The sequence below is a fragment of the Streptomyces sp. NBC_01465 genome (assembly GCF_036227325.1).
Taxonomy (GTDB): domain Bacteria; phylum Actinomycetota; class Actinomycetes; order Streptomycetales; family Streptomycetaceae; genus Streptomyces.
The window spans coordinates 7,763,216-7,781,587 of record NZ_CP109467.1 but is presented as its reverse complement, the minus strand read 5'-3'; the positions used below and the strand labels follow the sequence as shown (position 1 = coordinate 7,781,587).

The following is an 18,372-nucleotide window of genomic DNA, read 5'->3' as shown; positions in this document are numbered from 1 at the left end:
CAGCACAAAGGCGCATTGACAGGGGTGCACAGCCTTCAGATACTGACCGACGGTTCAGTTAATCCGTCCCCGAGGAGTCCGCCTCATGACCGCCGCCCCCCTCATCTCCCTGACCTGGACCGACCATGTCACCGGTCGCCGGGGCCACCTGGTCGTCGACCGCCTGGTGCGCGGCGTCTCCAGCGGCGGCCTGCGGATGCGCCCCGGCTGCACCCTGGAGGAGGTCGCGGGCCTGGCACGCGGCATGACGATGAAGGAGGCCCTGCACTACAACGCTGCAGACTCATCGGTTCGCTACATCCCGCTCGGCGGCGCGAAGGGCGGCATCGACTGCGACCCGCAGGACCCGGCCGCGTACGGCATCCTGGTCCGCTATCTGCGCGCGATGCGCCCGTACATCGAGCGCTTCTGGACCACCGGCGAGGATCTCGGGCTGACCCAGGACATCGTGGACAAGGCGGCGGCCGAGGCCGGGCTCGTCTCCTCGATCCAGGCCGTGTACCCGCTCCTCGACAACGAGGCGGAGGCACGCGAGCGCCTCGCGGCGGCCTTCGCCGTGGAGGTGGACGGCATCGGTCTCGACGAGCTGGTGGGCGGCTGCGGTGTCGCCGAGTCGGTGCTGGCCGCCCTGGACCGGGCGGGTGTCGGTCACGAGGGGACGCGCGTCTCGGTGCAGGGGCTCGGCACGATGGGCGGGGCGACCGCGCGCTTCCTCGCCCGCGCCGGTCTGCGGATCGTCGCCGTGGCCGACATCAGGGGCACGATCGCGAACCCGGCCGGTCTCGACGTCGAGGCGCTGCTCGCCGCGCGCGACGGGTACGGGGCCGTGGACCGCTCCGTCCTGCGGGAGGGCGACCGCGAGCTGCCGGGCGACGCCTGGCTGTCGGCGGATGCCGAGGTGCTGGTGCCGGCCGCGGTCTCGTACGCCGTCACCGAGGCCAACCAGGCGCAGATCACGGCCCGTTGGATCGTCGAGGCGGCGAACATGCCGGTCCTCGCGGAGGCGGAGGAGCTCCTGGCCGCGCGCGGGATCACCGTACTGCCCGATGTGGTCGTCAACTCGGGTACGAACGCCTGGTGGTGGTGGACCCTCTTCGGTGACATCGGCGCCGACGCGGAGGAGGCGTTCGCGTACACGCGCCGCTCCATGCGCACGCTGATCGACCAGATGCTGGCACGCGCCGAGGCGGACGGCACAACACCCCGGGCCGCTGCCCACGCGATCGTCGCGGACCGGCTGCCGGTGATCGCGGACCGGTTCGGCTGGTACTGACGGCGGGGACTAGGGTTGCCGCGTGGCCAGAGTCCGGTTGAGCGTGGAGGAGAGGCGCGAGGAGTTGTTGCGCGCCGCCGTCGAGCAGATCCAGTCCCGGGGGGTCGCCGCGGTACGCATCGCCGATGTCGCCTCCGCCCTGGGCGTGAGCAACGCACTGGTGCTCTACCACTACTCCACCAAGGAGAACCTCGTCGCGGCGGCCTTCACGTATGCCGCCGAAGGCGACCTCGCACATCTGCGCAAGCTGCTCGGCCGCCGTACGAGCGCGGTCCGCAGGCTGCGCGCCGCCGTCCGCTGGTACGCACCGACCGGCCAGGCCAAGGGCTGGCGGCTGTGGATCGAGGGCTGGGCGGCCTCCCTGCGCGAACCGGCCCTGCGCTCGGTGACTCGCGAACTCGACCAGCAGTGGAAGGCGGCGCTGGCCGAGGTGATCGCCGAGGGGGCGGCTGCGGGCGAGTTCGTGTGCGCGGACCCGTCGGCGGCGGCGTGGCGGCTGACCGCGCTGCTCGACGGGCTCGCCGTACAGATGACGTCGTACGCGGGAGCCCTCACCAAGGCCACGATGCTGGAGTGGACCGACGAGGCGCTCGCCCGCGAACTGGGCCTGGAGCGCGCGGAGTTGGCCGACTCGGCGCGCTGATCCCGGGCGCCGTCAGTTCAGCTCGTACACCGCAGTGACCTGGATCTGGTCCTCGATCTCGCCCGGCGCGACCGGCACGCTCTCCTTGTCGTACGCGACCGCCGGCATGGCCACCGGACGCGGCCGACCGCTCTCCCCCTCGGTCAGCGACACCAGCCGGCCGAGCCTGCGCCCGGCGAGCTTCGCGTGCTGTGCGGCCTTGTCGTGGGCGTCGTGCGCGGCGGCCTTGCGCGCTGCGGTCTGCAGGGCTGCCGGGTCGGCCACGTCGAAAGCGACTCCGTTGACGCGGCCCGCGTCGCCCGTCGCGTCCATCGCCGCCTGGATCACCGCGCCGACCTTGCGGATGTCACGGATCTTGACGGAGAAGGCCTGCCCCGCCTGGTATCCGGTCAGCTTGGCCTGGCCGCCCGCCGTGTCCTGCTGGTAGACGGCGTTCAGCGAGAGGCTCTCCGTCTGCACGTCGCGGTCGGCGATCCCCTGCTTCCGCAGCGCGGCGAGCAGCTCGGCGGAGGCGGCGGACTGGGCGGCAAGGGCCTCCTTGGCCGTCGGTTCGGTGACCTCGACCCCGGCGGTGAGGACGGCCATGTCGGGGGCGGTCGACGCGGACCCCTCCCCGGTCACGGTGACGGTCGCGGGTGCCGGGTCGGCGGCGGGCGCCACGGAGACGACGGCAGCCGCCGGGGTGACACCGGCCGTCAGGAGGCCACCGGTGAGAACGGCCGCGGCCAGCGACTTGGCGACGGCCGACGAGGTGCGTACAGACATCTGGAATGTTTCCTTCCGCAGGAGGGTCGGGGCACATCCCATCACTTCCGGGCACCGGGGATACTGGGACACGGCGGGAACAGAGAGGCGGAATCGTGGTTCAACAGCACACGGAGTACGACGTCTTGGTGGTCGGCGGCAGCGGAGTGGACACGGTCGTCCGTGTCGACGCCCTGCCCGTTCCGCTCGCCGACTCGGTCCATGTCGGCCCCATCGAGGAGTGGCCCGGCCACACCGGCGGCAATGTGGCCCTGGGTACCCGCGCACTCGGCCTGCGCTCTGCGCTGGCCGACTACATCGGGGACGACTGGATCGGCGCCCAGGTGCGCGAGCGGCTGGCCAAGGGGAACGTGGAGTTCGCCCCGCTGATCTCGGCCGCGGGCACCCGGCGCGCGGTCAATCTGGTGGACGCGACCGGCCGCCGCATGTCCTTCTACGACGGCCGCGACCCGGCGGACCTCCGCATGCCGCGGGACCACTACCTCCCGCTACTGCGGCGCACCCGCCATGTACATCTCTCCATCATGGATTTCGCACGCCATCTGTACGACGACATCGAGGCCCTCGGCGTCCCCTCCTCCACGGATCTGCACGACTGGGACGGACTGGCCGACCACCACAGGGAGTTCGCCCTCCGCTCCGACGTCGTCTTCTTCAGCGCGGCCGGCGCAGGCGACCGCACCGGGGCCGTGATGGCCGAGATCATCCGCGAGGGCCGCGCCGAGGTCGTCGTCGCCACGGCGGGGGCGGACGGCTCGTACGTCCTCATTCGGAACGGCGGACCGGCACCGGTCCACGTTCCGGCGACCGTGCCGCCCGCCCCCGTGGTGGACTCCAACGGCGCGGGCGACGCCTACGTCAGCGGCTTCCTGTACGGCAGGCTGGCCGGACGGGACGCTCTGGAGTGCGCCCGGCTGGGCGCGGTCTCCGGCGCCTTCGCCTGTACGGCACCGGGCTCCACCGCCCTCATCGGCGCGGACGAGCTCCTCGCCGGTCAGAACTGACAAAGCGGTGCGCAGACCTCCGGCCGGAGGTCTGCGCACCGCTGCTGTCCTGATGGTTACTTGGCGTCGTTGTTGAACTGGGACTGCGACCAGCGGTAGCCCAGGACGGTCAGGCCCACGCACCAGACCAGCGCGATCCACCAGTTGTTGCCGATCTCGGTGCCCAGGAGCAGTCCGCGCAGGGTCTCGATGGCCGGGGTGAAGGGCTGGTACTCGGCGATCGGCTGGAACCAGCCCGGCATCGAGTGCAGCGGCACGAAGGCGCTGGAGATCAGCGGCAGCAGGATCAGCGGCATCGCACTGTTGCTGGCCGCCTCCGCATTCGGGCTGCCCAGGCCCATCCCGACGGCGATCCACGTGAACGCCAGGGCGAAGAGGGCGAGCAGGCCGAAGGCCGCCAGCCACTCCAGCACGCTGGCGTCGGTGGAGCGGAAGCCCATCGCGACACCGACCGCACCGACCAGGACCACGCTGATGATGGCCTGCAACACACTGCCGATCACATGCCCGATCAGCACCGAACCACGGTGGATGGCCATGGTGCGGAAACGGGCGATGATGCCCTCGTTCATGTCGGTGGAGACCGAGACGGCGGTGCCGACCGTGGTCGAGCCGATCGTCATCAGCAGGATGCCCGGCACCAGGTAGGCGATGTAGGCGGAGCGGCCCGCACCGCCGCTCATCGTGTCACCGAAGATGTAGACGAACAGCAGGAGCAGCATCACCGGAGTGAGCAGCAGGTTCAGCGTCAGCGACGGATAGCGGCGCGCATGCAGCAGATTGCGGCGCAGCATCGTGTTCGAGTCGCGCACAACAAGGGAGAGGGAGCTCATCGGACTGTCTCCTTGGACGGAGTGGTCTGGCTGGGGACGGTGTTGTCGCCGGTGAGGGCGAAGAAGACGTCGTCGAGGTCGGGGGTGTGGACGGTCAGTTCGTCGGCTTCGATGCCGGCGACATCCAGCCGGTCGAGGATCGAACGCAGATCACGCTGACTGCCGTTGCTCGGGACCTGAAGGGTCAGCGCTTCGTCGTCACCGGAGGCCTCACCGAGCGCCAGAGCCGCAGCCTGGTAGGCGCCGGGGTCGGTGAAGCGCAGCCGTACGTGCCCGCCGGGGACCAGACGCTTGAGCTCCTCCGCGGTGCCTTCCGCGGCGATCTTCCCGTCACTCAACACCGCGATACGGTCGGCGAGTTCATCCGCCTCGTCCAAGTACTGGGTGGTCAGGAAAACAGTCACACCGCCCGTGACCAGCTCACGGATGATCCCCCACATCGTGTGACGCGACCGCGGGTCGAGACCGGTCGTCGGCTCGTCGAGGAAAATGATCCGCGGGCTCCCGACCAGCGTCATCGCGATGTCCAGCCGGCGCTTCATCCCGCCCGAATACGTCGAGGCCGGCTTCTTCGCCGCCTCCACCAGATCGAAACGCTCCAGGAGTTCAGCCGTGACCCTGCGCCCCTCAGCCTTGGAGAGGTGGTGCAGGTCGGCCATGAGGAGCATGTTCTCCTCACCGGTGATCAGACCGTCGACAGCGGAGAACTGACCGGTCACACCGATCACCGACCGCACCGACTGCGCCTTCGCGACCAGATCATGACCACCAACGTGCGCCTCCCCGCCGTCGGCGGAGATCAGCGTGGAAAGAATCTTCACAGCGGTCGTCTTCCCGGCACCGTTCGGACCGAGGAGAGCGAACACCGTGCCTTCCGGGATACGCAGATCGATGCCGTCGAGCACGACCTTGTCGCCGTAGGACTTGCGCAGCCCGATCGCGGAGATCGCGGCTGCGCGCGTGGTGGTGGACACCTGGGCCGAGGCATTCATGGCGGGCGGGCCTTTCATCAGGGGGTCGGTCGGGGACGGCCCAACGGGCCGCGGTGCCTGGGTGGCGCATGACCGGCGCATCCACGGGGTGGTGCGCCGCGCTCGCATCTCTATGATGGCGCATCAGTGGCGCCATGTCGAGTCACTTTGGCGCCACATCTTTCGATCACCCCACCCCCACCCGCCCGACCAGCAGAGATGCGCGCCACACAAGTACGCCCCCGCACCAGCAGATGGCCGGGACGAGGGCGCCATCTTGGCGCCATCGACGCGCTACGCGTTCGACGGCAACCTCGATCGGGGCGCTCCGTGGGGGGTGCGTGAAAGGCAGAACGTCGCCCGCCATGAAACCAACCCAGCGGTTTTTTTCCTAGAGGGAATGCATTCCCTGACGCGTTCTTAACGCCCCAAGTCCCCTGCACGGGCGCCACGTTGATCATCCGACAGCTCCGGAACGGCGGCGACGGCCCGCACCAGCCAGGAGTTGACCGAGAGCCCCTCGCGGTTCGCGGCCTGCTCGATCCGGGCCTTGAGCCGGGCGGGCGGGCGGAAGTTGATGCGCGAAGCGGCACCCTCCCCGACGCCCTCAGGCACAACTGGCGCCATCGGCGCACGGACCGCACCGGAGTCGTCACGAACGGGCGGAGCGGCGACCACGAACTCGGGATCAAGCCCCCGCAGCCGCACATCGACCGAACCCGGAGCCAGCTCCCGCGTCACCTCATCCATAGCGTCGGACAGCACGTTCAGCAGGGTGAGCCGGGCGGCCGACTCCAGCTGGGCCGCGAGCCGTTCACCCAGGGCGCGGGCTTCGGCCCCGCCGGCCGCGGCAGCGACGGCGAGTTCACGGCAGAGGTTCTCGACGTAGGGAGCGAGGTCCATAACGCAACGATGGCACCAACGTGACACCACGGCAAATCGCGTGGCGCCACGATGGTGCGGCAGGGTTACGCAGTCAGGGCCACGGGGGCCGGAGCCGGGGCCAGGACCCGGACCGAAGCGGCGGCCGGGGCCGGACTCTTCCTGCGGCTGCCCGCGAAGACCACGAGCCGCAGCACGGCGAACCGCGCGACCCCGGCGAACGCGGAGGCCGACAGATAGACGACCTGATCGAGCATCGCTCCCGGCGCCGCCACGAGTTGATGCAGAACGAACATCGCCGCGCAGGTCACGACGTACGCAGCCCCGGCGGACCCCGCCGACTGCACATGCTGGCGCCAGGTCGCGCGACCACCCGCACCAAAGGTGAAGCGGGCGTGCAGCTCGGTGGCGAGGACGGTCGAGGCCACGGTGATCAGGGCGTTGGCCAGGGCCCACGGCATGCAGGCGGCGAGCGCGGCCACCGCGAAGCTGGAGGCGACACCGACGCCACCACCGCAGAGCACGAACCGGGCGAAGGCAACGGCGGCGCCGGGTGCTGTCTGCGACTGCTGCTGCGCTGACTCCATGATCCCGCCCCTTCGACAACCGCCCCTTCGATGAGAACCCGGCCCGCTCGAGGCCGGACGGCTCATCGCTTGTGCGGCCATCATGGCGCACATAGTGGCGCCACCACAAGCCATTTATGGCGCCACTTTCCCCCCAGTCGGCGCCATGCTGAGCCATGCAACACGAAGCCGCAGGTCAGAGGGGTCGATTATCGATTCAGAGCGGCAGCAGATCCGGCCTCTTCGCCTCGACGTGATCCCCGGAGCTCTCGCCCCGCAGTCGTCGCCCGATCCACGGCACCAGATGCTCGCGCGCCCAGTGCAGGTTGTCGCGCCGCACCTCGGCCGAGCCGCGCGGCGGCTCCGGCGGCCAGGGCTGGTCCGGGTCGGCGGGGACCTCGAGTCCGAGGACCTGTCCGGCGCGCAGTGCCACGCGGGTGTGCCCCTCCGGCGAGAGGTGCAGCCGGTCCGCGTCCCAAGCCCGCCTGTCTTGAACGGTCTTGAGCGACCAGAGGTCGAGCACCGGACAGTCGTAGCGCGCCGCGATGACCCGGACGTGCTCGTTGTACGTGGCGATCTTGCCGCGCAGATGGCGCAGGACCGGAACGCCGCGGGTGTCGAACCCAGTGGTCACCATGACGGTGCCGACCGATCCGAGCAGATCGGCGAGGGCCCGCTCGAAGCGCTCGGCCGTGTCGTCCGGGTCGGAACCCGGGCGGATGATGTCGTTCCCGCCGGCGCTGAAGCTCACCAGGTCCGGAGCGAGCTCCTTCGCGCGCGGCACCTGCTCCTCGATGATCTGGTCGAGGAGCTTGCCCCGCACCGCCAGATTCGCGTACCGGAAGGTGTGTTCGGGTACGCGGTCGTCGAGGAGCACGGCGAGCCGGTCGGCCCAGCCCACGAAGGTCCCGTCCGGTCCGGGGTCGCCGACCCCTTCGGTGAAACTGTCCCCGAGTGCCGCGTACGAGCCGATGAGGTCACTGTTCTTGAATCTCGAATCGTCAGCCACAAGGACCCATCCTGCATCGCGGTGTGTGACTTACGCGACCGGATAAAGGGTTGACGCGGGGTGATCTAAACCACCGGGTCAGATTTGGGTAAAGCCGGAATAAGTGACGGGTCTCCCGCCGCGCCGGACGGGCGCATAATCTTCACGTTGCGCACGTCCGTCACCGGGACGGTGACCGACGACGATGGCCGGGCCGTCACGGGGCGGCTCGTCCTGGTGGGCCGCCCCGACGCACAGCTCCCCCTCACCGATGGGCGTCGTCCCACCTCCGCAGGAACGCCCCGGCGGCTTTCGCCCCTTCCTCCACCACCGCTTCCCGCTGCGCGGCCCCGAGCGCGAAGTCCGTGATGCCCACCCCCGAACAGTCGACGGCCATCGTCCGCTCCCGTACGCCGGGCTGGTCCATGTGCGTCTGGTCCCGTCCCACCATCGCGGTGGCCACCACCTGCTGCAGCAACTGCAGCGTCGGTGACATCACCACGGCGAGCGCGGGGAACAACTCCGCGTTCCCCGCCGGGAGATCGGGCAGGATCTGCACGCCGAAGGTCGGCCAGCGCGACTCCTTGCCGTCCCTGCGGTCGAAGATCTCCACCGCGAAGTTCGACAGCACCCCGCCGTCGACGATCACGGACGCGTCCTTGGTGACCGCGTCGGTGAGCGTACGCGGCCGGAAGTAGAACGGAATCGACAGCGAGCAGCGCACCGCCTCCGCGACCGACTGTTCGTCGGGGTTCAGATGGAAGAGGTGGTAGTCCCACGGCAGCCGGAGCAGCCGGCCGCGCGTGACATCGGTCGCCATCACCACCAGCTTGTACTTCTGGTCGTCCTCCAGCGCACCGTCGGCCTCCGGATCGTTGCGCCGCAGGTCGGCGAAGGTGGAGACACCGAGTTCGGCGAGCTCCTCCTCCAGCCACTCGCGGATCCACTCCCCCTTGTACGCACCGCGCGCACCCAGCAGCGAGAGCCCCTCGCTCAGCAGGGGCACTCCGGGCCGCATCCGGTCGGGGATCATGGAGAGGTCGAGCCGGTCCATGACGGAGCGCAGCTGTTTGCCGTCCATGCCGGCGGCCACGAAGGCCGCCGCGATCGCGCCGACCGAGGTCCCGGCGGCTCGCGGGAAGGTGTATCCCTCGTCCAGCAGCCGGATCACCGCGCCCGCCGAGCCGAGGCCGCGGACGCCGCCGCCTTCCAGTACGAGATCAGCCTTCGGCATGTCCCTTTGCCCCCTTGGCGGCAGCAGCGGTGTTCCAGGGGGCGAAGGCGTTCGTCAACCCGGCCATGGCGGTGCGCAGTTCGGGGTGGTGGCGCAGCAGGACGGTCATCATCGAGTTGTCGTCGATCCACTGGATACCGGCCTTCGAGTACACCTCGGGCGTGTAGTACTCGGTGAAGAACCGGTCGCTGTTGAGGCGGCGCGAGGCCATCAGGATGAAGATCCGGAAGGCCGTGTCGCTGAAGGCGAACCCGGCGGGCAGCTTCTCCGCGAACATCCCCACGCTCAGGTCGACCTTCTCGATGTCGCCCCCGTAGACCCGCTTGATCTCCTCGGCCCACTTCGGGTTTCCGGTGAGGTCCTCGAAGTCCGCGGCGGGCTTCAGCCGCAGCAGCCGGCGGAACTCGTTGTACCGGGGCACACCCAGTTCGCGCGAGCGCAGGATGTCGGTGGCCGCCAGGTCCTGCAGATGGCCGTCGGGGCGCTCGTACTCCTGCAGGAACTTGGGGAAGTTGTGCAGCGTGACCAGGCCCGGGTGGAGCGTGCCGAAGCTGTAGAAGAGGTCGGCGGTCGGGATGGTCTCCAGGACCTTCAGCGCCTCGGGTCCCGCGATGTCCCGGAAGGAGCACTCGCGCAGCGAGGTGTTGTCGCCGGCGGCGCGCAGACTCCAATCGTCGCGTACGAGGGGGTGCATCCGGTAGACGGCGACGAACTCCTCGGTGAGCGCGTACGGAATGCCGTAGTGGTCGGTCTCGCCGCCCGGGATGCCGCTGATCACCTCGGAGCCGCTGATCCGGCCGAAGAGGTCGTGCACCCGCTCGCCCGCGAGGCCCCACCAGTTGGCGCGCAGCGCGACGACGGTGGTGGGGTGGCTGATGACGGCGGGGGTCCACTCCACGGTGTGGATCTTCGCGATGAGTGCGGCGGTGACCAGCCGGGCCCGCTGGAAGATCTCCTCGTCGTCCCACTTCGGGTACGCGGCGTGCAGATGGTCGCAGACCGCGTTGTGCTCGCGCGTGAACAGCCCCTGCATCAGGGCGAGTCCGAGCCAGAAGCCCGGCACCCGGGACGGGTCGCGGTCGGCGCCGGACGGGAACGGCATGCGCTCGTCGTCCCACACGTGCAGCTTCCCGTGCTCGCCGGTGCGCATCTCGCGCTGTTCCTCTTCGCCGGTGCCGTAGATCTGGGAGGCGTCCCACCAGTGCGAGAAGGTGTTGACGCGGGTGTCGGGCGTACCGGCGGGCGCGTGCGGGTCACGGGTCGGGTCGTCGGGCGTACGCATGATCTGCATGGGCTGCTCGGGCCACGGGTCGTCGTCCAGGAGCGGTACCGTCCAGGGCCGTTCGCTCGGACTCGTGCCGTGGCTGAACCAGTCGCGGATCATGAACTGCAGCCAGGCGGCCACCAGGGAGTTGACCGACTCGGCGGCGATCAGCTCGCCGCGGGTGAGCAGCGCGCGGCTGACCTCGCGCGGGTTCGGTGCCGACAGGACGTCCTCGGGGGTGGCCGGAGGGATCTTGTCGAGGGGGATGTTGCGGCCGAAGCGGGTCCCGGCCATGCCCATCCGGGGCGATCCGAGGTCGTTGTAGCTGCCGTCGGCGGTCCGGTTGACCTTGTACGAGTCCGTGGGCGGCGCCGGCTCCGGCACATTGACCGCGGGGAGGGCATCGGTGTCGTGGAGGTTCTCCTGGCGGAGCTTGACGCGCAGTCCGAGGAGCGTGCCGAGACCGAGCGGGACGGGCAGCTTGTCCCAGCCGATCCGGTCGTCGACGTACTGGGCGATCCCCGTGACGATCCGCCACGGCAGTGAGGTGCGGTAGTCCATCGAGTTCCCCCCTGAGGGAATGTCCCTGCGCATACCTGCTGTGGGGCTGCGACGCTACTCGGCGGTCGGTGGAGCCGGATACGCCAGTTTCGGGCCTCTTCCTCGATCAGCTCCTGCTGTTTGCACCGGCGTACGCCACACCGCACAACCGCAGACGGCAGTGCGGGGGCCGCCCCGGACCCTGCGTCCGTGGCGGCCCCCGCACTGCCGTCGTGACCCGTCCGCCCCACCGGAGCGGAGCGTTCATGGCCGGGTTGCGTCAGCGGCGGCGCAGCCGGAAGACCGCGGCGTCGAGGTCTCCGCGCAGCCCGGTGCGCAGCCCTCGGTGGAGCAGTACGGAACCACGGTGGACGGCCCCGGTTTCCAGGCATTCGTAGGCGGCGGCCGGGTCAATTCCCTTGAGCCGTACGGCCGGTGGCTGCTCGCCGTAGTGCTGCGCCTGCAGCCATGCCAGGACGACGACATCGTCGCCCCGTACGTACTGAACGGCGCTCAGTCCCCCTTCGGGCGCCCGCAGCCGGTGGAGCTCCCCGCCCTGCACCACGGGCCTGATCTTCTTGTAGAGCTCCACCCAGCCGCGCGCCTCGGCGCGTTCCTCCTCGCTCCACTCGGTGAGGTCGCCGCCGACCCCGAGCACACCCGCCATGGCGCTTACAAAACGGAACCGGAGTGAACTGATCCGCCCGTTGAGCTGCGTATTGGGGCTGTCGGTGACCCAGGCGGCCATCACCCTCGCCGGATGGATCTGGCTGAAGCCGTCCTGGATCGCGAGCCGGTCGAGCGGGTCGGTGTTGTCGGAGGTCCACACCTGGTCCGTACGGGAGAGAATCCCGAGGTCGATCCTGCCCCCGCCTCCCGAGCAGGATTCGAAGGCGACCCCGGGATGAGCTGCGCGCAGCCGGTCGAGGAGCGCGTAGAGCCCCGCCACATGCTCGACCCACAGCTTCTGCGGGTACGGCTCCCCGGGCCAGCCGGCATCGGTGAAGCAGCGGTTGAAGTCCCACTTCACATAGTCGATGGGCGCGGAGGAGAGCAGCGCGTCCAGCTGCTCCCACAGACACTCCCGTACATCCTTCCGCGCAAGGTTGAGCACCAGCTGGTTACGGAACTCGGTCCGCCGCCGCCCGGGATGGTGCTGCACCCAGTCCGGGTGGGCCCGGTAGAGATCGCTGTCGGGGTTGACCATCTCCGGCTCGACCCAGATCCCGAACTGCATGCCCAGGGAGTGCACTTCATCGGCGAGGGGCTTGAGCCCGCCGGGGAAGCGGTCGGGGTTGGGCGTCCAGTCGCCGAGACCTGCCCGGTCGCTGACCCGCTTCCCGAACCACGCATCGTCGACGACGAACAGCTCCACGCCCATCTCCGCCGCCCGGCGCGCGAGCGCCCGCTGCTGGTCCTCGGAGATGTCGAAGGTGGTGGCCTCCCAGGAGTTGTAGAGAACGGGCCGCACCTCCCCCGCATCAGGGATCACATGCGCCAGCTGCCAGGCGTGCCACGCCCTGCTCGCCCCGCCGAACCCGTGCTCGCTCCACAGCCCGGCGAAGACGGGCGAGGTGTACGACTCCCCCGCCGCCAGCAGCACCAGACCCGAATCGTCGTATCCCGCACCGCCGTTGATCTGCACCGCACCGTCCGGCAGCTGCTGTACGGCGATCCGCCACGACCCGGACCACGCGAGCGCGCACCCGTAGACCTGTCCGTGGTCCTCGGTCGCCCCCTCCGCGTCGAGCGCGACCCACGGCAGGTGCTGGTGCCCGGTGTGCCCGCGCCGGCTGGAGAGCACCTTCTCGCCGTACGTCAGATCGGAGCGTACGAGCCGGCTCTCGGCCGCCCACCGCCCGTGCAGCTGGCTCAGCCGCCACCCGTCGCGCACGGGCAGCGTCCAGGTGGCCCCGTCGGCCCGCAGGACCTCCACCGCGGGCCCGTCGCCCTGGTGCGCCACGGTGACCCAGCGCTCGATCACGTCGAAGTCGTCCCGCACCCGGTAGTGCAGGGTGATCCCCAGACCGTGCACCCCGTCAACGAACCGCAGCCGCAGTTCGTCCCCGTCCACCGAGGAGTCCGCGAACCGCCACTCGGTACCGCGCACTTGAGCGGTACGCACCGACAGTGCAGGCCGTACGAACCGCGCCCCGCCCTCGACCGGATACTCCTCGCGCCCGTCGAGCGGCGACTCGAACCCCGAGGCCCGGGGCGGCGGTTCGGCCGCCAGCTCCTCGGCATCGGCGAGGGAGATCCGCGGCCCCCAGTGCAGATGCAGCAGCTCGTCGTGTTCCGTCAGATGCAGCGCATAGCTGACACCGGCCCCGGAGAGCACCCAGGTACGACCGTTGTCACCGAACTCAATCATCCAGACCCCCAGATCCGCACAGGTGCGAACATCATGGGTGGCGCGGCGACAGAAGGGCAACGCCCCTGTCAGAGGCAGCCGGGACGATTGCCTCGGTCATCCATGTCGTATCGTCGAAATGCCAAGGTCAGCACGGCAAGGACACAGAGCCACACACCGAGGAGCCCCCGTGACGCAGCAGCTGCCGCAGGTCCCGTCGACAGAGCCCGAACTGGCCGGAGTGCGCAACTTCCGTGATGTGGGCGGCCTGCCGACCGTGGACGGCCGGCAGGTGCGGTACGGAAAGCTCTTCCGCAGCGGCCATCTCGCCCACGCCACCGAGGAGGACGCCGCCTTCCTCACCACCCTGGGCCTGCACACGATCTTCGACTTCCGCAACGCCGCCGACCACTCCCTCGAAGGCGCGGACGTCGCACTGCCCGGGGTGCTCAATGTGAACATCCCGCTCTCCGACCCGGCGGACGGCGCCGAGTTCTGGACGATGGTCCGCGACGGCAGCCTCGACCAGCTGCGTTCCATACTCGCCGACAACAAGGCCGCGGACCGGATGTCCGCCTCGTACCGCAGGATGATCAAGCAGCGCACCGCCGAGCACAGCCGTGTCCTGCACGCCCTCGCCGACGACAGCGTCCCGGCCCTGATGCACTGCGCGGCGGGCAAGGACCGCGCGGGTCTCTCGATCGCCGTCTCGCTGCTCGCGGTCGGCGTCGAGCGCGACGCCATCGAGGCCGACTACCTCCTGTCGAACGACCCGCACCGCCGCTACAAGATCAGGCGCGGCGACAACTCCCCCGCCGCGATGGCCCCGGAGATCCTGGCGCTGCTCAGCCCCCTCTTCGAGGCCCGCGCCGAGTACCTCGCAGGCGCCTTCGACACCATCGAGGAGGTCTGGGGGACGACGGACCGCTATCTCGCCGAAGGCCTCGAGCTGACGGACGAGACGCGCGAGCGCCTGCGCGAGCAGCTGCTCACCCCTGACCTCCGAGCGTGAACAGCAGATAGAGGAATCCGGCGAAAAGGTGGCCCGCCACCAGATACGCGAAGAGCCGGATCACCAGCCCGCGCGGGAATTTCTTCTCCTCGTCCATGGTCATGAGCGCATGCCTCTCAGTGCAGATCGGGAGATTGCAGAAGGGTGTGTACGAAGAGCAGCTCGACCCCCGCGCGGGTGGCGGCGGCGATCCGGTGCGGGGTCAGCGAGTCGAAGTGCGCGCTGTCCCCGGGCTCCAGCTCGTGGACGGCCTCGCCGAGGGTCAGCCGCAGCCGCCCCTGGAGCACGTGGAGCCACTCCTCGCCGGGATGGACCCGTACGAGATCGCCCTGCGCCCCGTACGGCACCTCGAGGCGCAGCGCCTGGAGCGCCCGCCCGGAGCCGCCGGTCCGGTGGTAGGTCCAGCCGTCGGACTCGACCGCGCCGCCGCTGCCCGCGCGGATGATGGGGTCCCGTTCTGGGGGCATCTCGCCGAGCAGTTCGGAGACCGTCGTACCGTAGATGCGCGAGAGCGAGAGCAGCATCGGCAGCGAGGGCTGGCGCGCACCGGTCTCCAGGCGCGACAGATGGGCTGCCGAGAGGCCGGCGCGCAGGGCGGCGGCCTCAAGGGTGAGACGGCCGCGGCGGCGCAGTTCCCGGAGCCGGGGTGCTACGTCGGGGAGCTCGTCGGCAGGAGTGCTCATGCACTCCATGACGCCAGATCCGTGCCTCAGAGGCAAATTTCTTGCCTCTGAGGCAAAAAATCAGCGGTTCGCGACGGCCTGCTTCACCAGGGTCTTCCCGAAGTCCCACATCAGCCCGCCCCCGCCGTGTGCGTCCTCCATCACGGCGGTGAAGGCCTCCACAAAGCGGTCGACCTCCTTCTCCCCGATGGTCAGCGGCGGAATCAGCTTGATCACTTCGAGGTGGTCCCCGGACACCTGGGTCAGGATCCGGTGCTTCTGCAGCAGCGGTACGACGACCATCTGCGCGAAGAGCCCCTTGCGGGCGGCCTGCAGCATGGTCCACCGGCTGCGCAGTTTCAGCGAGGAGGGCCGGCCGAACTCGATGCCGATCATCAGCCCCCTTCCGCGGACGTCGTGCAGCAGCTCGTAGCGCGGGATCAGCTCGGCGAGCCGTGTCTTCAGCTGCTCGCCTGTGGCCCGTGCGTTCGCCACGACCTCCTCGTCCTCCATCACCGAGAGGACCGCGAGCCCGGCCGCCATGGCCTGCGCGTTGGACCCGAAGCTGGCGGAGTGCACGAGCACCCGGTCCATCGAGGAGTAGACCTTCTTGAAGATCCAGTCCTTGCCGAGGGTCGCGCCGACCGGCACGTACCCGCCCGACAGGGCCTTGGCCACACAGACCAGGTCCGGCTCGACGCCCTCCTCGTGCTGGTACGCGTAGAAGTCGCCGGTCCGCCCGAGACCGGTCTGCACCTCGTCGGCGATCAGCAGCGCCTTGTGCTTGTGCAGCAGTTCCTGGGCGGCGCGCAGGAACCCGGGCGGCGTCTCGTGCACCCCCTTGCCCTGGATCGGCTCGACGACGAAGCCCGCCACGTCGCCGCGCTTCAACTCCCGCTCCAGCGCTGCCAGATCACCCATCTCGATGGCGGTGTCCGGCAGCAGCGGCGCGAATCCGTCCCGGAACCCGGCCTCGCCGTTGACCGACAGCGATCCTGTGGTCAGCCCGTGGAAGGCGTGCGTGCAGTAGAGGATCCGCTTCTTGCCCGTCGCGTACCGGGCGAACTTCAGCGCGGTCTCGACCGCTTCCGTACCGCTGTTGCCGAAGAACACCCGGTCCAGATGCGGCGAGTGCTGAAGCAGCTTCTCCGCGAGCAGACCGGGCAGCGGCTGGCAGTCGAAGCGCGTCAGATCGGCGAGCGAGGCGTCCAGGACGTCGTGCAGCGCCTTGCGTACGACCGGATGGTGCCGCCCGATCCCCATCACACCGAACCCGGCGAGCATGTCGAGGTAGTCGTTGCCCTCCGCATCCCAGAAGTACGCGCCCTCGGCCCGCTCATAGACCTTGTCGAAGCCGATGGTGTGCAGCATGCGCGGCAGCTGGTGGTTCAGGTACTGCGCATGCAGCTCGTAGCGCTCACCGCCGCGCTCGGCCAGCAGGGTCGCCAGATCGAAACCCTTGGCGAGCGAGGTCGCGTCTTCCGTCATCCTTCTCAGTTCTCCTTAAGGGCCAGGGCGGCGCTGATCCGTCCGGCGATCTCCACCGGGGTGAGCCCGATGTCGGCCAGTACTTCTCCCCGCTTGGCGTGCGCGAGGAACTGCTCCGGGATCCCGAAGGTCCGCAAGGGGACATCGACCTGGGCGTCCCGCAGCGACTGCCCGACGGCCGAACCGACGCCGCTGGTACGGGAGTTGTCCTCGACCACCGCCACCAGCGCGTGCGCCGCCGCGAGCGGGGCGAGCGCCGGGTCGACCGGCTTGACCCACCGCGGGTCGACGACGGTGCAGCCGATCCCCCGCCCTTCGAGCAGCTCGGCGGCCTGCAGACAGACGGGCGCGAGCACCCCGACGGCGACCAGCAGCACCTGCGGATCGTCGGCCCGGTGCAGTACGTCGACCCCGCCGATCCGGTCGATCGCCGGAATCGGCGCCCCCACGGACTCCTTGGGGAAGCGCAGCACGGTCGGCGCGTCGTCGACGTCCACCGCCTCGCGCAGCTGCGCCCGCAACTGGTCGGCGTCGCGCGGTGCGGCGATCCGCAGCCCCGGCACGACCTGCAGGACGGACATGTCCCACATCCCGTTGTGCGAGGCCCCGTCGACGCCCGTGACACCGGCCCGGTCGAGGACGAAGGTCACTCCGCACCTGTGCAGCGCGACGTCCATCAGCACCTGGTCGAAGGCCCGGTTGAGGAAGGTCGCGTACACGGCGACCACCGGATGCAGCCCGCCCGTCGCGAGCCCCGCGGCCGACACCGCGGCGTGCTGCTCGGCGATCCCCACGTCCCAGACCCGGTCGGGGAACTTCTCGGCGAACTTGGTGAGCCCCACCGGGTGCAGCATCGCGGCCGTGATGGCCACGACGTCCGACCGCTCGGCCCCGATCGCCGCGATCTCGTCCCCGAACACCGAAGTCCAGGAAGGCCCGTTGGACGGCGCGAGGGGCTCGCAGGTCAGCGGATCCATCACCCCTACGGTGTGGAACCGGTCGGCCTCGTCCTCCAGCGCCGGCTGGTATCCCCGCCCTTTCTCGGTCAGTACGTGCACGAGCACCGGCCCGTGGAACCGTTTCGCACGGGTCAGCGCGGACTCCACGGCCTCGATGTCGTGCCCGTCGATCGGCCCGACGTACTTGAGCCCGAGGTCCTCGAACATGCCCTGCGGTGCGAAGGCGTCCTTGAACCCCTTCTTCGCGCCGTGCAGCGATTCGTACAACGGCTGCCCTATGACCGGCGTGTGCTGCAGGACGTCCTTGCCCCAGGCGAGGACCTTCTCGTAGCCGTCGGTGGTGCGGAGCGTCGCGAAGTGGTTGGCGAGGCCCCCGATCGTCGGGCCGTAGGAGCGCCCGTTGTCGTTGACGACGATGATCAGCGGCCGGTCCTTGGCGGCCGCGATGTTGTTGAGCGCCTCCCAGGCCATCCCGCCGGTGAGCGCCCCGTCGCCGATCACCGCGACGACGTGGTCGCCGCGGCCGAGGACCTGGTTGGCCTTGGCGAGCCCGTCCGCCCAGCCGAGGACGGTGGACGCGTGGGAGTTCTCGATGACGTCGTGCTCGGACTCGGCGCGCGAGGGGTAGCCGGAGAGGCCGCCCTTGGAGCGGAGCTTCGAGAAGTCCTGCCTCCCGGTGAGCAGTTTGTGCACATAACTCTGGTGTCCGGTGTCCCACAGGATCCGGTCGGCGGGCGAGTCGAAGACTCTGTGCAGGGCGACCGCCAGCTCGACCACCCCCAGATTGGGCCCCAGATGGCCGCCGGTCCTGGCCACGGCATGGACCAGGAACTCTCTGATCTCCCCGGCCAGTTCACCGAGTTCCGACTCTGACAGTGCCTTGAGATCGTGCGGCCCCCGGATGGTCTCCAAGATCGTCACGCCTCGGCCCCCTCTCT

Annotated in this window: 17 protein-coding genes; 4 read left to right on the top strand and 13 right to left on the bottom strand. The window is 69.7% G+C overall.

The genetic code is table 11. From position 1 onward, the window contains the following. Positions 1–85 precede the first annotated feature (85 nt). Entirely contained in the window at positions 86–1,273 is a 1,188-nt protein-coding gene (locus OG707_RS36225) for a Glu/Leu/Phe/Val dehydrogenase dimerization domain-containing protein (RefSeq protein ID WP_329126036.1), read from the top strand. A 22-nt stretch (positions 1,274–1,295) separates the two neighbouring features. Beyond that, on the top strand, positions 1,296–1,916 hold the full coding sequence (locus OG707_RS36220) for a TetR/AcrR family transcriptional regulator (protein WP_329126034.1): 621 nt from the start codon (positions 1,296–1,298) through the stop codon (positions 1,914–1,916). A 12-nt stretch (positions 1,917–1,928) separates the two neighbouring features. On the opposite strand, the gene OG707_RS36215 is transcribed toward OG707_RS36220, so the two are convergent. Continuing rightward, complete coding sequence (locus tag OG707_RS36215) at positions 1,929–2,681, bottom strand: SIMPL domain-containing protein (RefSeq protein WP_329126032.1); 753 nt, start codon at positions 2,679–2,681, stop codon at positions 1,929–1,931. A 95-nt stretch (positions 2,682–2,776) separates the two neighbouring features. Here OG707_RS36215 and OG707_RS36210 point away from each other — a divergent pair, with 95 nt between their 5' ends. After that, on the top strand, positions 2,777–3,685 hold the full coding sequence (locus OG707_RS36210; RefSeq protein ID WP_329126031.1) for a carbohydrate kinase family protein: 909 nt from the start codon (positions 2,777–2,779) through the stop codon (positions 3,683–3,685). A gap of 56 nt (positions 3,686–3,741) precedes the next feature. Here the strand turns inward: OG707_RS36210 and OG707_RS36205 are convergent, their stop codons facing one another. The 8 genes from OG707_RS36205 to OG707_RS36170 form a co-directional block, all read right to left on the bottom strand. After that, on the bottom strand, positions 3,742–4,518 hold the full coding sequence (locus OG707_RS36205; protein ID WP_329123365.1) for an ABC transporter permease: 777 nt from the start codon (positions 4,516–4,518) through the stop codon (positions 3,742–3,744). After that, on the bottom strand, positions 4,515–5,510 hold the full coding sequence (locus OG707_RS36200) for an ATP-binding cassette domain-containing protein (RefSeq protein WP_329126029.1): 996 nt from the start codon (positions 5,508–5,510) through the stop codon (positions 4,515–4,517). The genes OG707_RS36205 and OG707_RS36200 overlap by 4 nt, the downstream gene beginning before the upstream one ends. A 399-nt stretch (positions 5,511–5,909) precedes the next feature. Beyond that, positions 5,910–6,392 carry a hypothetical protein gene (locus OG707_RS36195; protein WP_329126027.1) on the bottom strand — a complete coding sequence of 161 codons (483 nt, stop codon included), beginning with the start codon at positions 6,390–6,392 and terminating at the stop codon, positions 5,910–5,912. A gap of 65 nt (positions 6,393–6,457) precedes the next feature. Next, the gene (locus OG707_RS36190) at positions 6,458–6,958 is read right to left on the bottom strand and encodes a GtrA family protein (protein ID WP_329126025.1); all 501 of its coding nucleotides are present in this window, start codon (positions 6,956–6,958) and stop codon (positions 6,458–6,460) included. 196 nt (positions 6,959–7,154) lie between these two features. Beyond that, positions 7,155–7,946 carry an SGNH/GDSL hydrolase family protein gene (locus tag OG707_RS36185; protein WP_329126023.1) on the bottom strand — a complete coding sequence of 264 codons (792 nt, stop codon included), beginning with the start codon at positions 7,944–7,946 and terminating at the stop codon, positions 7,155–7,157. A 244-nt stretch (positions 7,947–8,190) separates the two neighbouring features. Continuing rightward, positions 8,191–9,159, bottom strand: a complete 969-nt coding sequence (locus tag OG707_RS36180) for a patatin-like phospholipase family protein (protein WP_329126021.1) — start codon at positions 9,157–9,159, stop codon at positions 8,191–8,193. After that, complete coding sequence (locus OG707_RS36175) at positions 9,146–10,984, bottom strand: peroxidase family protein (protein WP_329126019.1); 1,839 nt, start codon at positions 10,982–10,984, stop codon at positions 9,146–9,148. The genes OG707_RS36180 and OG707_RS36175 overlap by 14 nt, the downstream gene beginning before the upstream one ends. A 259-nt stretch (positions 10,985–11,243) precedes the next feature. Continuing rightward, the gene (locus OG707_RS36170; RefSeq protein WP_329126016.1) at positions 11,244–13,334 is read right to left on the bottom strand and encodes an alpha-galactosidase; all 2,091 of its coding nucleotides are present in this window, start codon (positions 13,332–13,334) and stop codon (positions 11,244–11,246) included. A gap of 169 nt (positions 13,335–13,503) precedes the next feature. Here OG707_RS36170 and OG707_RS36165 point away from each other — a divergent pair, with 169 nt between their 5' ends. After that, positions 13,504–14,325: a tyrosine-protein phosphatase gene (locus OG707_RS36165; protein ID WP_329126014.1), complete on the top strand. Its 822-nt coding sequence runs from the start codon at positions 13,504–13,506 to the stop codon at positions 14,323–14,325. On the opposite strand, the gene OG707_RS36160 is transcribed toward OG707_RS36165, so the two are convergent. The 4 genes from OG707_RS36160 to dxs are packed head-to-tail and all read right to left on the bottom strand — an operon-like array spanning position 14,303 to position 18,355. Further along, positions 14,303–14,428: a DUF6126 family protein gene (locus OG707_RS36160; RefSeq protein WP_329126012.1), complete on the bottom strand. Its 126-nt coding sequence runs from the start codon at positions 14,426–14,428 to the stop codon at positions 14,303–14,305. The two genes, OG707_RS36165 and OG707_RS36160, sit on opposite strands and share 23 nt — an antisense overlap. Positions 14,429–14,441: 13 nt before the next feature. Then, positions 14,442–15,008 carry a helix-turn-helix domain-containing protein gene (locus OG707_RS36155; RefSeq protein ID WP_329126010.1) on the bottom strand — a complete coding sequence of 189 codons (567 nt, stop codon included), beginning with the start codon at positions 15,006–15,008 and terminating at the stop codon, positions 14,442–14,444. Between the two features lie 60 nt (positions 15,009–15,068). Next, positions 15,069–16,475, bottom strand: coding sequence for an aspartate aminotransferase family protein (locus OG707_RS36150; protein ID WP_329126008.1), 1,407 nt, complete (start codon positions 16,473–16,475; stop codon positions 15,069–15,071). Positions 16,476–16,480: 5 nt separating this feature from the next. After that, positions 16,481–18,355: a 1-deoxy-D-xylulose-5-phosphate synthase gene (gene dxs / locus OG707_RS36145; RefSeq protein WP_329126006.1), complete on the bottom strand. Its 1,875-nt coding sequence runs from the start codon at positions 18,353–18,355 to the stop codon at positions 16,481–16,483. Positions 18,356–18,372 lie beyond the last annotated feature (17 nt).